The sequence below is a fragment of the Pseudomonas sp. MEJ086 genome, assembly GCF_030209025.1.
Taxonomy (GTDB): domain Bacteria; phylum Pseudomonadota; class Gammaproteobacteria; order Pseudomonadales; family Pseudomonadaceae; genus Aquipseudomonas; species Aquipseudomonas fulva_A.
The window spans coordinates 79,890-94,616 of the sequence record NZ_JARVSV010000006.1 but is presented as its reverse complement, the minus strand read 5'-3'; the positions used below and the strand labels follow the sequence as shown (position 1 = coordinate 94,616).

At 64.3% G+C, this 14,727-nt stretch carries 13 protein-coding genes; 8 read left to right on the top strand and 5 right to left on the bottom strand.

Annotated features, from left to right (window positions below; translation table 11 throughout):
• Positions 1-9: 9 nt before the first annotated feature.
• The 3 genes from QRN22_RS03805 to QRN22_RS03795 form a co-directional block, all read right to left on the bottom strand.
• Positions 10-879: a hypothetical protein gene (locus QRN22_RS03805; protein ID WP_042551798.1), complete on the bottom strand. Its 870-nt coding sequence runs from the start codon at positions 877-879 to the stop codon at positions 10-12.
• A gap of 180 nt (positions 880-1,059) precedes the next feature.
• Positions 1,060-2,046, bottom strand: a complete 987-nt coding sequence (locus QRN22_RS03800; protein ID WP_042551799.1) for an NAD-dependent epimerase/dehydratase family protein — start codon at positions 2,044-2,046, stop codon at positions 1,060-1,062.
• 61 nt (positions 2,047-2,107) lie between these two features.
• Entirely contained in the window at positions 2,108-3,001 is an 894-nt protein-coding gene (locus QRN22_RS03795; protein WP_042551800.1) for a LysR family transcriptional regulator ArgP, read from the bottom strand.
• 152 nt (positions 3,002-3,153) lie between these two features.
• On the opposite strand from QRN22_RS03795, the gene QRN22_RS03790 reads away from it, so the two are divergent.
• The 8 genes from QRN22_RS03790 (at position 3,154) to QRN22_RS03755 (ending at position 13,200) form a co-directional block, all read left to right on the top strand.
• Positions 3,154-3,756, top strand: a complete 603-nt coding sequence (locus tag QRN22_RS03790) for a LysE/ArgO family amino acid transporter (RefSeq protein ID WP_042551801.1) — start codon at positions 3,154-3,156, stop codon at positions 3,754-3,756.
• Between the two features lie 69 nt (positions 3,757-3,825).
• Positions 3,826-4,665, top strand: a complete 840-nt coding sequence (locus QRN22_RS03785; protein ID WP_042551863.1) for an EamA family transporter — start codon at positions 3,826-3,828, stop codon at positions 4,663-4,665.
• Between the two features lie 201 nt (positions 4,666-4,866).
• Entirely contained in the window at positions 4,867-5,448 is a 582-nt protein-coding gene (gene sodB, locus QRN22_RS03780; protein ID WP_042551802.1) for a superoxide dismutase [Fe], read from the top strand.
• A gap of 295 nt (positions 5,449-5,743) precedes the next feature.
• Entirely contained in the window at positions 5,744-7,807 is a 2,064-nt protein-coding gene (locus QRN22_RS03775) for a putative bifunctional diguanylate cyclase/phosphodiesterase (RefSeq protein WP_042551803.1), read from the top strand.
• Positions 7,808-7,966: 159 nt separating this feature from the next.
• Positions 7,967-9,304 (top strand): imelysin family protein, encoded by a 1,338-nt coding sequence (locus QRN22_RS03770; RefSeq protein WP_042551804.1) that lies wholly within the window; start codon positions 7,967-7,969, stop codon positions 9,302-9,304.
• Between the two features lie 300 nt (positions 9,305-9,604).
• Complete coding sequence (locus tag QRN22_RS03765) at positions 9,605-11,023, top strand: di-heme oxidoreductase family protein (protein ID WP_042551805.1); 1,419 nt, start codon at positions 9,605-9,607, stop codon at positions 11,021-11,023.
• A gap of 11 nt (positions 11,024-11,034) precedes the next feature.
• On the top strand, positions 11,035-12,096 hold the full coding sequence (locus QRN22_RS03760; RefSeq protein ID WP_042551806.1) for an imelysin family protein: 1,062 nt from the start codon (positions 11,035-11,037) through the stop codon (positions 12,094-12,096).
• 9 nt (positions 12,097-12,105) lie between these two features.
• Positions 12,106-13,200 (top strand): DUF1513 domain-containing protein, encoded by a 1,095-nt coding sequence (locus QRN22_RS03755; RefSeq protein WP_042551864.1) that lies wholly within the window; start codon positions 12,106-12,108, stop codon positions 13,198-13,200.
• A gap of 190 nt (positions 13,201-13,390) precedes the next feature.
• On the opposite strand, the gene QRN22_RS03750 is transcribed toward QRN22_RS03755, so the two are convergent.
• Positions 13,391-14,254: a DUF72 domain-containing protein gene (locus tag QRN22_RS03750; protein WP_042551807.1), complete on the bottom strand. Its 864-nt coding sequence runs from the start codon at positions 14,252-14,254 to the stop codon at positions 13,391-13,393.
• Between the two features lie 71 nt (positions 14,255-14,325).
• Positions 14,326-14,667, bottom strand: coding sequence for a hypothetical protein (locus tag QRN22_RS03745; RefSeq protein WP_042551808.1), 342 nt, complete (start codon positions 14,665-14,667; stop codon positions 14,326-14,328).
• Between the last annotated feature and the right edge of the window lie 60 nt (positions 14,668-14,727).

Genomic DNA, 14,727 nt, shown 5'->3' with positions numbered 1-14,727 from the left:
AGATCGCCCTTAGCGCGCGTCGATCTGCTGCTGCAAGTTCTGGATTTGCGCCTGCAGCGTGTTGACGCTGCGCGTGGTCTGCGCGCGGAACGCGTCGAACTCGGCGGTACTGCTGCCACTGCTGGCCGCCGGGCGATTGTCCATCTGGCTCTTGAGCACCAGCAGATCCTGCTCCAGGCGATCAACAGCGGCGTTGGAGTTGCCAGCCTTCTTCAGTGCCTCGATGTCACCCGCCAGACTCCTGACCTGGGTCGCCAGTTTGCCGGCATCCGCCTGGGCGCTCTTCAGGGTGGCCAATTCGCTTTTCACGGCAGCCAATTCGCTTTTCAGCGAGCCTTGCTCGCTACCGAGGGTCTTGAGGCTCTCGTCGTACTTGCCCGTGTCACCCTGCTGGGCCTTGAGGTCGGCGATCAATTGCTCGATGCGCTTGTCCTGCCCGCTCTGCTGGCCACCAGCGGCCTGCTGTTGCTTGGTCAGTTCGGCAACCTTGCCTTCCAGCTGACGCACTTGCAGGCGCAGGGCCTCACTGCCGGTGGTGACGTTGGATTCGGCTGCAACCACCTTGCCGGAGATGTCCTGAATGCGGCCAGCCGCTTCTTCACTGATACGCGCGAAGCTTTCCTGCGTGGCGACCAGTTGCTGCTCCATCAGGTTGATCTGCTGGAAGCTCCACCAGCCCACGGCGCCCAGCGCGATGCTCAGCGCACCCACCAGTGCCCACAGCGGGCCGGTGCTGGCTGCACGGGGTGCGACAGCGGCCTTGCCAGGAGCAGCGGCACGGGCATAGGGCTGCGGCTCGGGGTCGAAATCGTCCTGATCGCGGCGATCCGGCGTCAGGCTGGGCACGTCATCGAATTCGTCGTGGGCATCGTTACGCATGTAGGGAGACCTTGAGAAAACCACGGTGGAGGCAAATTGCCGCGCAGTATACCGATTCGCACGTGGCGCTTGGGTGTCGTGCCGTCAGGAAATGGCTGCACCACGGCGGGCGTATTGCGCAAAAAGACCCACCGGATACCCATCAGGTTCCGCAGCGCCCTGCCGTGCAGAAACCTGGAGCTAACCCTGAGCCCGCCACCAGCGACAGAACTCGTCGAGCGCTGGCCACAAGCCGGCCCTGGCTTCGTAATCCAGGTGCTGCTGCGCCTGGCTGATGTCCAGTGAGAAGTTGCGACTCATCACATCCACGCTCAGCCGTGACAACGACGGCTCGGGGCGCCCCGGCAACAGGCTGCAGAGCCCCTCGTTGAGGGTCGCCACGCTGCGTGCCAGGCCGATCGGGACATGCCGGGTGACCACCGGCATCTCCAGCTGGCGCAGCACGTAATTGACCACATCCCAGAGCGGCACCGCTGCGCCATTGCTGATGTTGTAGGCCTTGCCCAGGGCCGGACCGGCGGCCAGCAAGGCGCTGAGCAGGGCCTCGTTGAGGTTGTGCACGCTGGTGAAGTCGACCTTGTTCAGGCCATTGCCGATGATCGCCAGGCGCTTCTTGCGTTGCATGGCGATCAGCCGCGGGAAAATGCTCACATCGCCCGCCCCGGTGACGAAGCGCGGACGCAGGGCAACCACTTCCAGGCCAAACTCCTGAGCACCGAACACGCGCTGTTCGGCGAGAAACTTGGTACGCGCATAGTGGCTGGAAAAACGCTTCGGCACCTGCTCTTCACGCAGCCCGACATGATCGCGCCCATCGAAATAGATCGACGGCGACGACAGGTGTACGAGTCGCCGAACCCGGCGTTTGAGGCACGCTTCGATGACGTTTTCGGTGAGCAGGACGTTGCCGCGATGAAAATACTCGTAGCGCCCCCAGACACCCACGGCACCCGCGCAATGCACCACCGCCTCGACGTCGCTGCACAGCGACAGGGCCAGCTCCGGGTCGTTGAGGTCGCCGGGCATGAAGTGCGCGCCACGGCGCAGCAGATGCTCCAGGGCGTCTTCTCGGCGCCCGGTCACGCGCACGTCCAGGCCCTGCTCCAGGGCATAACGGGCAAAGCGCCCGCCAATGAAACCGCTTGCTCCGGTGACCAGAATCTTCATCACGTCCTCCGCTCGCTCGTCGGCGCACTATAAAGCCTGGCGCGGTGTCGCTGCAGACCGCTCACGTGATTGGCACCAGATAATCACCTGCATGGCGATGCAAATGCCCGGTCAGGCGGTCGAGCAGCTCGCCGCCATTGCGCCAGTGATGCCAGTACAGCGGCACGTCGATGGGCCGGTCGGCGAGCAGTTCGACCAGCTCACCGCTGACCAGCGCCTCCTGCATCTGCGGCTCGGGGACCATGCCCCAGCCCAGGCCCTCGGCAGTCAGCCGCAGGAAGCCTTCCGATGATGGGCACAGGTGATGCAGAAAGCTGCCCGAGATACCCAGCTCACTGAGGTAGCGGTGCTGCAACTGGTCATCCGGACCGAACACGATCGCTGGTACATGGGCCAGGCGCTCGGCCGTCACGCCATTGGGAAAATGGCGCGTGACGAAGGCCGGGCTGGCCATGGCCCGATAGCGCATGGCACCGAGCGGCAGGCTGCGAGCGCCGGAAACCGGGCGCTCGGCCGCACACACGCAGGCCGCCACATCACCGGCGCGCATGCGTTTGAGGCCCACCTCCTGATCCTCGACCACCAGTTCCAGCAGCACGCGGTGGCGGGCACAGAAGTCCGCCACCGCCCGCGCCCACCAGGTGGCCAGGCTGTCGGCGTTGACGGCGATGCGCAGCCGCTGGGTCTCACCATCGGCCTCCAGGGCCGGCACCTGCTCCTGCAGATCGCGCTCGAGCAGGCGCACCTGCTGCACATGGTTGAGCAGGCGTCGGCCGACATCGGTGGGCGTCGGTGGCATGGCGCGTAGCAGCACCGGCTGGCCGATGCGCGCTTCCAGCAGTTTGATGCGTTGGGAGACCGCCGATTGCGATAGCCCCAGGACCTGGGCACCGCGCTCGAAGCCAGCCTGTTCGACGACCGCGGCAAGGGCGGCCAGCAACTTGTAATCGAGCAATCGATTTTCCTAATGAGCGATCAGCAATATTGCTTTTTCTTATACAAGCAATCGCCGCAGACTGATAGCCATCCCTCCCCTATTCAGGATGCATCGCTCATGTCGGATCCCGGCAATTCGGTTTTCATCACTCCAGCAAGGACGTACTGATCATGTGGCAGAGCTACAGCAACGGCCTGGCGATCACGGCCGGCCTGATCATCGCCCTCGGCGCGCAGAATGCGTTCGTCCTCGCCCAGAGCCTGCGCCGCGAACATCATCTGCCGGTGGCGCTGCTGTGCATCGTCTGCGATGCCCTGCTGATCAGCGCGGGCGTATTCGGCCTGGCCACCCTGCTGGCGCAAAGCGAATTGCTGCTGAGCGTCGCACGCTGGGGCGGCGCGGCCTTTCTGCTCTGGTACGGCGCTCAGGCGCTGCGGCGTGCCTGTCGGCCGAATGCCCTTCAGGTACAGGGCGACACGCCTCGCTCGCTGCGCGCGGTGTTGCTGGCAACCCTGGCGGTGACGCTCCTCAACCCCCATGTGTACCTGGATACCGTGCTGCTGATCGGCTCCCTCGGCGCCCAGCAGAGCGTCCCCGAGGCTTACGCGGCAGGTGCCGCCAGTGCTTCGCTGGTGTGGTTCATGTGCCTGGCGCTCGGCGCTGCCTGGCTGGCGCCGTGGCTGGCTCGGCCGCTGACCTGGCGAATCATCGACCTGATCGTCGCCGCGATGATGTTCGCGATTGCCTGGCAACTGATCGCCAGCCCGCTCTGACCCAGGAAGGGCTTCGGGACCGGGCCAGGTGCTATGCTGCGGCCCTTGTCGAAATCTGCCGGAGCCTTCGTGGAAACCAGCGTCTTTCTCATGGTCATCGCTTCGGCGGCTCTGCATGCAGGCTGGAACGCGCTGCTGAAAATAGGTCTGGATCGTTTTCTCACCGCTTCGCTGATCCAGATCGGCGCCGGGACCGTCGCGCTGCTGGCCCTGCCGTTCGTACCGATGCCGAATGCCGCGGCCTGGCCATGGATCGTGCTCTCGGCAATCCTGCACATCGGCTACAACGTCTTTCTCAGCCGCGCCTACCGATATGGCGACCTGGGCCAGGTCTATCCGATTTCCCGGGGCAGCTCTCCATTGCTGGTGGCAGGCCTCTCGGTACTGCTGCTGGGTGAAGTCCTGCCTGCCGGGCAACTGCTCGGCCTGGCGGTGCTGGTCGCCGGCATCTGGCTGATGGCGGTCCGGGGTGGCAGCGGCAAAGCCAACGGCGGCCTGCTGTTCAGCGCGCTGATGACCGCCCTGTTCATCGCTGGCTACACCCTGTCCGACGCCAGCGGTGCCCGCGCCAATGGCGACCCGCTGTCCTATTCGCTGTGGCTGTTCGCCGTGAACGGCCTGGTGATGGCGCTGATCATTCTCGGCCAACGCGGCCCTCGCATCGTTGCCGAACTGGGCCCGCACTGGAAGGCCGGGCTGCTCGGCGGGGCCATGTCGATGTTCGCCTACAGTATCGTCATCTGGGCGATGACCCAGGCCCCGGTGGCGCTGATATCGGCCCTGCGCGAGACCAGCGTGGTGTTTGCCCTGCTCATCGGCAGCCTGTGGCTGAAGGAGAGCCTGCCGCCGATTCGCCTGCTGGCCTGCCTGATCATCCTCGCCGGCGTGGCGACCATGAAGCTCGCCTGAGTCGCTGCGAAGCAGGATCGGCGCGATTGCCGACGAAGGCTCTAGCACCGCTTTCCCGCACAGTTGCTGCGTGGTTATGCGGTAGCCCCGGTGCTATGATCCCTGCCCTGCGTCGCAAAGGGTATAAATCCGCCGACGCATGTTTGGCCGCCCGTGATCGGCCTTGCGCTCATCGCAACTGACCTGATTAGGAGAATAACCATGGCTTTCGAATTGCCGCCGCTGCCTTATGCACATGATGCTCTGCAGCCGCACATCTCCAAGGAAACTCTGGAGTATCACCACGACAAGCACCACAACACCTATGTCGTGAACCTGAACAACCTCGTGCCCGGTACCGAGTTCGAAGGCAAGAGCCTGGAAGAAATCGTCAAGACTTCCTCCGGCGGCATCTTCAACAACGCGGCCCAGGTATGGAACCACACCTTCTACTGGAACTGCCTGAGCCCCAACGGCGGCGGTCAACCGACTGGTGAGCTGGCCGCGGCCATCGAAAAATCCTTCGGTTCCTTCGAGAAATTCAAGGAAGAGTTCAGCAAGGTCACCATCGGCACCTTCGGTGCTGGCTGGGGCTGGCTGGTGAAGAAGGCTGACGGTTCCCTGGCACTGGCCAGCACCATCGGCGCCGGTTGCCCGCTGACCGCAGGCGATACTCCGCTGCTGACCTGCGATGTGTGGGAACACGCTTATTACATCGACTACCGCAACGTCCGTCCGAAGTATGTCGAGGCGTTCTGGAACCTGGTCAACTGGGACTTCGTGGCGAAGAACTTCGCCGCCTGATCCCTGACGTCACGCTTGCCTGCAAGCGAACGTGCTGCATGATAGAGATGCCCTCCCGACGCGAGTCAGGGGGGCATTTTTTCGTCTGCAGGGTGCATATTGCAGTGCGCGGCACAGGCGTCGGGATCGACGGACGGTACTCAAGACTTGAGGGCGGCCTCCGAAACAATGCAGGTGCTGCGGGAAACCGGCACTATTGGATGAACGCCGTGCAGCACTGGCCTTTGACTGCTACCGCGACTTTGCCAATACTCAACCCCTATCCGGCGCCCGGTATCGCACAAGGAACTGCCATTTGAAGCTGGAACTCAAGCACAGTCTGTCCGTGAAACTGCTTCGCGTCGTGCTGTTGTCCGCGCTTGCCGTTGGCGTGGTGCTGAGCCTCGGCCAGATCGTGTTCGATATCTACAAGACCCGCCATTCGATCACCAGCGATGCCCAGCGCATCCTCGGCATGTTCCGCGACCCCTCGACCCAGGCGGTCTACAGCCTCGACCGCGAGATGGGCATGCAGGTCGTCGAGGGCCTGTTCCAGCATGAATCGGTGCGCCATGCCTCGATCGGTCACCCGGGCGAGCAAATGCTGGCGGAAAGAAGCCGGCCCCTGGCCGAGCCGTCCGTGCGCTGGCTGACCGACCCGATTCTCGGTGAGGAGCAGGATTTCACCATCCGCCTGGTGGGCCGCGAACCCTACAACGAATACTACGGCGATCTGAACATCACCCTCGACACCGCCCTGTACGGTGAGAGCTTCATCACCAACTCGGTGATCATCTTCATTTCCGGGGTACTGCGTGCACTGGCCATGGGCCTGGTGCTGTACCTCGTCTACTACTGGCTGCTGACCAAGCCGCTGGCCAAGATCATCGAACACCTGAGCAGCATCAACCCGGATCGCCCCAGCGAGAACAAGCTGCCCATGCTCGCCGGCAACGAGAAGAACGAGCTCGGTTTGTGGATCAACACCGCCAACCAGTTGCTCGCCTCCATCGAACGCAATACCCACCTGCGCCGCGAAGCCGAGAACAGCCTGCAGCGCATGTCCCAGTACGACTTCCTGACCGGCCTGCCGAACCGCCAGCAACTGCAGCAGCAGCTCGAGCAGATCCTCGAGGATGCCGGGCGTCTGCAGCGTCGGGTTGCCGTGCTGTGCGTCGGGCTGGATGACTTCAAGGGCATCAACGAGCAGTTCAGTTACCAGACCGGCGACCAGTTGCTGCTGGCCCTCTCCGATCGCCTGCGCAGCCACAGCGGACGGCTGGGCGCCCTGGCCCGCCTGGGCGGCGACCAGTTCGCCCTGGTGCAGGCCGATATCGAGCAGCCCTACGAGGCTGCGGAGCTGGCGCAAAGCGTGCTGGACGACCTGGAGGCGCCGTTCGCCCTCGACGACCACCTGGTGCAGTTGCGCGCGACCATCGGCATCACGCTGTTTCCGGAAGACGGCGACAGCCCCGAGAAGCTGCTGCAGAAAGCCGAACAGACCATGACCCTGGCCAAGAGCCGCTCACGCAACCGCTACCAGTTCTACATCGCCAGCGTCGACAGCGAGATGCGCCGCCGCCGCGAGCTGGAGAAGGATTTGCGCGAGGCTCTCGCGCAGGATCAGCTGCATCTGGTCTACCAACCGCAGATCAGCTTCAGCGATCACCGCGTGGTGGGCGTAGAGGCGCTGCTGCGCTGGCAGCATCCGCAACACGGGCTGGTGGCGCCGGACCTGTTCATCCCGCTGGCCGAACAGAACGGCAGCATCATCCCGATCGGCGAGTGGGTGCTCGATCAGACCTGCCGTCAGCTTCGCGAGTGGCATGATCAGGGCTACGGCGACCTGCGCATGGCGGTCAACCTGTCCACCGTGCAGTTGCACCACGCCGAGCTGCCACGGGTGGTCAACAACCTGATGCAGATGTACCGCTTGCCCGCCCGCAGCCTGGAACTCGAAGTGACCGAAACCGGCCTGATGGAAGACATCAGTACCGCCGCCCAGCACCTGCTCAGCCTGCGTCGCTCCGGAGCGCTGATCGCCATCGACGACTTCGGCACCGGCTACTCGTCGCTCAGCTACCTGAAGAGCCTGCCGCTGGACAAGATCAAGATCGACAAGAGCTTCGTGCAGGATCTGCTCGAGGACGAGGACGACGCCACCATCGTTCGCGCCATCATCCAGCTCGGCAAGAGCCTGGGCATGCAGGTCATCGCCGAGGGCGTGGAGACCGCCGAACAGGAGGCCTACATCATCGCTCAGGGTTGTCATGAAGGTCAGGGCTACTACTACAGCAGGCCGCTGCCGGCCCGCGAACTGACCCAGTACCTCAAGCAGTCCAGCCGCGCGCAGCACCGCGTGAATCCGGCAACGCTCTGAGGCACGCGCCGCTCTGAATCGAGCCTGAGCGCGATTATCCGGGCTCTGAACGGGCAGTAGCACATCCAGCCTTTGCGTAAAATGCAAATCTTTCGCATTATGTTGCAGCTCGCGTGGACGACCACGCGCGCTCCCCATTAACACGCAAAGGATTTCGTCATGATTCGTATGCCCCTGGCCTCTGCCAGCCTGCTGACAATCGCCATTGCCCTCGCGGGCTGCGGTGAAGACAAAGCGCCTGCCAATCAAGCCGCCGCCCCGGCTCCGCAAGCGAGCACCAGCAGTGCACCAGCAGCAGCCAGCGCCTTCGACGAAGCCGCTGCGCAGGCCGTGGTCAAGCACTATGCAGACATCGCGTCGGCCGTGTTCGACGACGCCGCCAGCACCGCAAAAACGCTGCAGACCGCCATCGACGCCCTGCTCGCCACCCCTAACGAGGAAACCCTCAAGGCTGCACGCGAAGCCTGGCTGGCCGCACGCGTGCCCTACATGCAGAGCGAAGTGTTCCGCTTCGGCAACACCATCGTTGACGACTGGGAAGGCCAGGTCAACGCATGGCCGCTGGATGAAGGCCTGATCGACTACGTCGCCGCGGACTACCAGCACGCGCTGGGCAACCCGGGCGCCAGCGCCAACATCATCGCCAACACCGAGATCCAGGTCGGCGAAGACAAGCTCGACGTCACCGAAATCACCCCGGACCTGCTCGCCAGCCTGAACGAACTGGGCGGTTCCGAAGCCAATGTCGCCACCGGCTACCACGCCATCGAATTCCTGCTCTGGGGCCAGGATCTGAACGGCACCGGCCCAGGCGCAGGCGAGCGCCCGGCTACCGACTACGTGGTCGGTGAAGGCGCCACCGGCGGCCACAACGAGCGTCGTCGTGCGTACCTGAAGGCCGCCACCGAACTGCTGGTCGCCGACCTCGACGAAATGGCTGGCCAGTGGAAAGCCGGCGTTGCCGACAACTACCGCGCCACCCTGGAAAGCGAATCGGCCGAGAACGGTCTGCGCAAGATCCTCTTCGGCATGGGCAGCCTGTCCCTCGGTGAGCTGGCCGGCGAACGCATGAAGGTCGCGCTGGAAGCCAACTCCACCGAAGACGAGCACGACTGCTTCAGCGACAACACGCACAACTCGCACTTCTACAACGGCAAGGGCATTCGCAACGTCTACCTGGGCGAATACAAGAAAGTCGACGGCACCAGCCTGACTGGCCCGAGCCTGTCGTCGCTGGTCGCCAAGGCGGACGCCGCCGCCGACACCACCCTCAAGGCCGACCTGGAAGCCACCGAAGCCAAGCTGCAGGCCCTGGTCGACAGTGCCAACAAGGGTCAGCACTTCGACCAGTTGATCGCTGCCGACAACGCCGAAGGTCAGCAACTGGTGCGCGACGCCATCGCCGCCCTGGTCAAGCAGACCGGTGCCATCGAGCAGGCGGCTGGCAAACTGGGCATCAGCGATCTGAACCCGGATACCGCCGACCACGAGTTCTGATTCCAGAACCTCAGGCGTAGACCAGGCCGATGCGACTCACCTCGCATCGGCCTTTTTCGTTTCTGCGCCGGATACCATCAAGATAGGGGCACCTCTAAGAACGTTGGCGAGGAGGTCAGTGCAAGGCAAGAACAGGCGAAAGAGCGGAATTTACGAGGGTAAATGCATTTTCAGCCGGTTTTTAACGCAGCGATGACAACGCAGGTAGTTTTGAGCGGTGCACATGCAAATCCATCTTATTTAAAGCTGCATAGGCTGCTAAGATTCCCGCCCTTGATTTTCCTGTCACGGACTCTGTCGATGCCTGCGCCATCCGGTCGTTTGCTGCCATTGTTGGGCCTGGCCCTCAGCCTGGCGGCGTGTGACCAGTCCCCGCGCTTCACCGAAGCAGAGCCTGGCGAAGCGCTTTCCGGCGGCACGGCCACGGTATCGCGCAGCGACCACAACGCGTTCTCCCTGCCCTCCGCCAACCTCAAGGCCGAACGTCGTCTGGATTTCAGCGTGGGCAACAGTTTCTTCCGCAACCCCTGGGTGATCGCGCCGTCCACCACCACCGCCCGGGACGGTCTCGGCCCACTGTTCAACACCAATGCGTGCCAGAACTGCCACATCCGCGATGGCCGTGGTCACCCTCCCGAGCCCGGCAGCGTCAACGCCGTATCGATGCTGGTGCGCCTGTCGATTCCTGCCGACAGCGCGGACGAGTGGATCATCGAGCGCCAGGGGGTGCTGCCGGAACCGAAGTACGGCGCGCAGTTGCAGGACATGGCCAATCCCGGCGTAGCGCCTGAAGGCAAGGTGCGCGTCGAGTACAGCACCCACAGCGTGCAGTTCGACGACGGCTACAGCATCGAGCTGCGCAAGCCGCAGCTGAACATCAGCCAGCTCGGCTACGGGCCGATGCATCCGGACACGCAGTTTTCGGCCCGGATCGCCCCACCGATGATCGGCCTCGGCCTGCTCGAGGCGATTGCACAGGAGGCCATCCTAGCCAACGCCGACCCCGAGGATCGCGATGGTGACGGCATCGCCGGGCAGCCCAACTGGGTGTGGGACGATGTGCAGCAGAAAACCGTGCTCGGCCGTTTCGGCTGGAAGGCCGGGCAGCCGAGCCTGAATCAACAGAACGCCCACGCCTTCGCCCACGACATGGGCCTGACCAGCAACGTCGTGCCGCACGACCAGTGCACCGATGCGCAAGCCGCCTGCCGCGAGGCGGCCCACGGTGGCGAACCGGAGGTCAGCGACAACATCATGAAGATGGTTCTGTTCTACACCCGCAACCTCGCCGTGCCAGCTCGTCGCAAGGCCGAAGACGCCCAGGTGCTGGCAGGCAAGACCCTGTTCCATCGCGCTGGCTGCCACAGCTGCCACACACCAAGCTTCGTGACTGCCGCCGATGCGGCCGAGCCGGAGCTGGCCAACCAGACCATTCGCCCCTACACCGACCTGCTGCTCCACGACATGGGCGAGGGCCTTGCCGATGGTCGCAGCGAATTCCGCGCCAGCGGTCGGCAATGGCGCACCGCGCCGTTGTGGGGCATCGGCCTGACCGAGACGATCAGCGGCCACACCCAGTTCCTGCACGACGGTCGCGCTCGCAACCTGCTAGAAGCGATTGCCTGGCACGGTGGCGAAGCCGAAGCCGCCAAACGCCAGGTGCTGACATTTTCCAGCGAGGAGCGCGCCGCGCTTCTGGCCTTTCTGAACTCACTGTAAAGGAGCCGCGCATGATCCGTTCTCCGCTGACCATCGCCCTGCTGGGCGTGACTCTGGCCGCCTGTTCACCTGCCGATCCGCAGGCCACGGTCAGTGCCGCGCTGGCCGAAGGCGTACTGCTGCCCGCGCACATCACGTGGAAGGAAGCAGATAGCAGCCTGGCCAGCAGCGCCAGGTCGTTCTGCGCAGGCAAGGAAGATCTGCCTGCCGCTCGCCAGGCGTTCCTTACCGCGCAGAGTGCCTGGGCCAGCCTGCAGCCGCTGGCCGTAGGGCCGCTTGCCGAAGGCAATCGCGCCTGGCAGGTGCAGTTCTGGCCGGACAAGAAGAACCTGGTGGCCCGCCAGGTTCAGGCGCTGGTCAATGGCAAGCCGCAGTTGAACGCCGCCGACCTGGAGAAAGCCAGCGTCGTCGTCCAGGGGCTTACCGCCTACGAGTACCTGATCTTCGATGCGGAGATCGATCTGCAGAATGCCGAACAGAAGGCGCGCTACTGCCCGCTGCTGGTGGCCATCGGCGAGCATCAGCAGGCCCTGGCGGACACCGTGCTGGCGCAGTGGCAGGACCAGGCTGGTGCACTCAGCCAGTACAAGACCTTTCCCAACGAGCGCTATGCCGAAGCCGGTGAGGCCATCTCCGATCTGCTGCGCACCCAGGTCAGCGCCATCGATGGCCTGAAGAAGAAACTCGGCGCGCCGCTGGGCCGCCAGAGCAAGGGCGTACCGCAGCCCTACCAGGCGGAAGCCTGGCGCAGTCAGGCCAGCCTGGCCAACCTCGGCGCTGCCCTGAGCGGTGCCGAGCAACTCTGGCGCGGCGCCAAGGACGACGGTATCCAGGCCCTGCTGGGCAGCGATCAGGATGCGCTCAAGCAGCGTATCGATGCCGCCTACGCCGATACCCGGCAGCAGCTCGCCGGCCTGCAACGCCCACTGGGTGAACTGCTGGCTGACGAGGCCGGACGGCAGAGCCTCAATGCCTTCTACGACAGCCTCAATGTGCTGCACCGCTTGCACGAAGGCGAGCTGGCACGGGCGCTGGGCATCCAACTGGGCTTCAATGCCCACGACGGAGACTGACTCATGGCGATCAAACGCAGAGCCTTTCTTGGCTTGAGTGCCGCGGTACTCGCTGCCGGTGCCGTGGGCGGCTGGAAGCTGAGCCACAACGGCGGCCAGCCCCTGCTGCTCTCGGCACGCAACGACGAAGGTGGCAAGCACTACGCGGTCGGTTATCGGCTCGACGGCCAGCGGGCATTCGCCACGCAGGTCAGCGAGCGCTGCCACGACGTGGTGCCCCACCCGAACCTGCCCATGGCGCTGTTCGTCGGGCGCCGACCGAGCACCGAGAGCTATCTGGTCGACACCCGCGACGGACGCTTGCTGCAGACCCTGCACAGCGAGCAGGACCGGCATTTCTACGGCCACGCGGTATTCCACAAGGACGGCGAATGGCTGTACGCCACCGAGAACGATACCCGCGACCCCGGTCGCGGCGTACTTGGCGCCTACCGCCTGGAAGGCGAGCGCCTGCTACGCCGCGACGAACTGTCGACCCACGGCCTGGGCCCGCATCAGGTGCTGTGGATGCCGGATGGCGAAACCCTGGTGGTGGCCAACGGCGGCATCCGCACCGAGGCGGAAAGCCGGGTGGAAATGAACCTCGATGCCATGGAAGCCAGCCTGGTGCTGATGGCCCGCGACGGCACCCTGCAGAGCAAGGAGCAGTTGCCCGAGCAGATGAACAGCGTGCGCCACCTGGCCGTGGCCAGCGACGGCACCATCGTCAGCGGCCAGCAGTACATGGGCGACGCCATGGACGCTGTGCCGCTGGTGGCGATCAAGCGTCCGGGCCAGCCGTTCCAGCACTTCCCGATGGCCGATGCGCAACGCCAGATGATGAACCAGTACACCGCCAGCGTGGCGGTGCACAGCGACCTGCGCCTGCTGGCGATGACCGCCCCCAGAGGCAACCGCCTGTTCATCTGGGATCTGGACAGCGGCGCAGTACGTCTGGATGCCTCGCTACCCGATTGCGCGGGGGTCGGCGCGGTGGAAAATGGCTTCGTGGTCAGCGCCGGCATTGGCCGCTGCCGGCTGTACGACTGCCGCAGCGAACGCATCGCCATGCAGCCCCTGGAACTCCCGGCAGGGCTCTGGGACAACCACCTGCGCCTGGCCTGACGGGCCAGAGACCTTTGACAGTGGTGGGCTGAAGCCCACCCTACAGCCGCACAGGGTCGTAGGGTGGGCTTCAGCCCACCAGCCCACGCCAGCTATCCTCCGACAAGCGTTCCAGATTCTGGCCTGGCGTCCTGACAGGCGTTCCCATGCAGAGCCTGAGGAACGACCGACAAGCTGCTTCCACGCTTTCTCAAAGCAGGCCGAGCTGTTCGGCGCGAGGGGCTTTGTCGGTGTATGGGGGGAGCGGCGGCAAGCCCGGCAGGCGTTCGCTCAACGACTGGTGAAAGCGTAGCGCCTGGGCGGCAGCGAGGTGGTTGTCCGGGGTGTGCAGGAATACATAGGGCGTCAGACCGTCTTCGATCCAGGCCGCGACCTTGTCCAACCAGGGCTCGAGAAAGGGCTGGTTGGCATCCAGATCCGGACCGCCGATGAAGCGCACCTGGGGGCTGTCGCTGAACGCCGCCGGGCGAATCGGCAGGCGGGGTTTCTTCGATTGCGCATGCAACACCGCCGGGTCGCTGGAGCGGCAACTGAACAGCGCACGGGAATCCAGGCAAATGCGCTCGATACCCCGTTCGTGCAGCAGCCGATTGAGGGCGCGCTCTTCGTCACCCTTGTCGAAGAACGCCGGGTGGCGGACTTCGACGGCCAGCCGACGCTGCGAGAACGCATCCAGCCACACCGCCAGCTCGTTCAATCGAGAAGGCCCGAACATGGCCGGCAGCTGCAGCCACAGCGGCGCCACTCTGTCTCCCAGCGGCGCCAGGAGTTCGAGAAACGCCTGGGTGCCGTCGAGCTGATCACGCAGATCCCCCTCGTGGCTGATGTCCTTGTGCACCTTGGCGCAGAAGCGGAAGTGCTCGGGCATGCGCTGTACCCAGCGAACCAGCTTGTCCTGATCAGGGCGGGCATAGAACGTGGTATTGCCTTCCACCGCATTGAAGACGCGGCAGTAGTGTTCGAGGCTGTCAGCCAGATTGAGGTCGGCCGGATAGAAACTGCCGCGCCAGGCGGTCTCGTTCCAGGAAGGGCAACCGAGGAAATAGGGAAGCATGGCAAATCGCTGACGAGTCAAAGGCCGCTATTGTGCCCTGTGTACGGCCAGAGGTGCAGATCGGAAGTCGATCAGGCGTACAGATCGAGACCCAACACCTGCTGGGCATCCACGTCACGGGCATAGGCCTCGGTGCTGCTGTAGCTGGCGATGGCCTGAGCGGCGCGATTGCTCATGGCTGGCTGGTAGGTCACGTCCAGCGAGCGCACCGGGAAGTTGTCGGTGCTGGAGTTGGTCTGCTGCACGCGACGAATTTGCGGGGTCTGCTCGAAGCCCTGAGTAGCGGCGGTGGTTGCCGGTTGCTCGCGCTTTACTTCCTCTTCCCGGTTCGCCTCACGATAGGGCGTGACCGCAGTCCCCGAGCGGGGGCCACGATCCGGTGAGTAGGGCGCGATGTTACCGTCGATACGCATCAGTGAAGGCTCGGCAGAAAGACGTGCGGAAGTGCTGGCAATTTAGCTGCACCACACGGC

Excerpts from the sequence above, each read along its gene's own strand:
- QRN22_RS03765 (WP_042551805.1), top strand. The coding sequence starts at position 9,605 with ATGCCTGCGCCATCCGGTCGTTTGCTGCCATTGTTGGGCCTGGCCCTC.
- QRN22_RS03800 (WP_042551799.1), bottom strand. The coding sequence starts at position 2,046 with ATGAAGATTCTGGTCACCGGAGCAAGCGGTTTCATTGGCGGGCGCTTT.
- QRN22_RS03770 (WP_042551804.1), top strand. The coding sequence starts at position 7,967 with ATGATTCGTATGCCCCTGGCCTCTGCCAGCCTGCTGACAATCGCCATT.
- QRN22_RS03805 (WP_042551798.1), bottom strand. The coding sequence starts at position 879 with ATGCGTAACGATGCCCACGACGAATTCGATGACGTGCCCAGCCTGACG.
- QRN22_RS03790 (WP_042551801.1), top strand. The coding sequence starts at position 3,154 with ATGTGGCAGAGCTACAGCAACGGCCTGGCGATCACGGCCGGCCTGATC.
- QRN22_RS03745 (WP_042551808.1), bottom strand. The coding sequence starts at position 14,667 with ATGCGTATCGACGGTAACATCGCGCCCTACTCACCGGATCGTGGCCCC.
- sodB (WP_042551802.1), top strand. The coding sequence starts at position 4,867 with ATGGCTTTCGAATTGCCGCCGCTGCCTTATGCACATGATGCTCTGCAG.
- QRN22_RS03750 (WP_042551807.1), bottom strand. The coding sequence starts at position 14,254 with ATGCTTCCCTATTTCCTCGGTTGCCCTTCCTGGAACGAGACCGCCTGG.
- QRN22_RS03760 (WP_042551806.1), top strand. The coding sequence starts at position 11,035 with ATGATCCGTTCTCCGCTGACCATCGCCCTGCTGGGCGTGACTCTGGCC.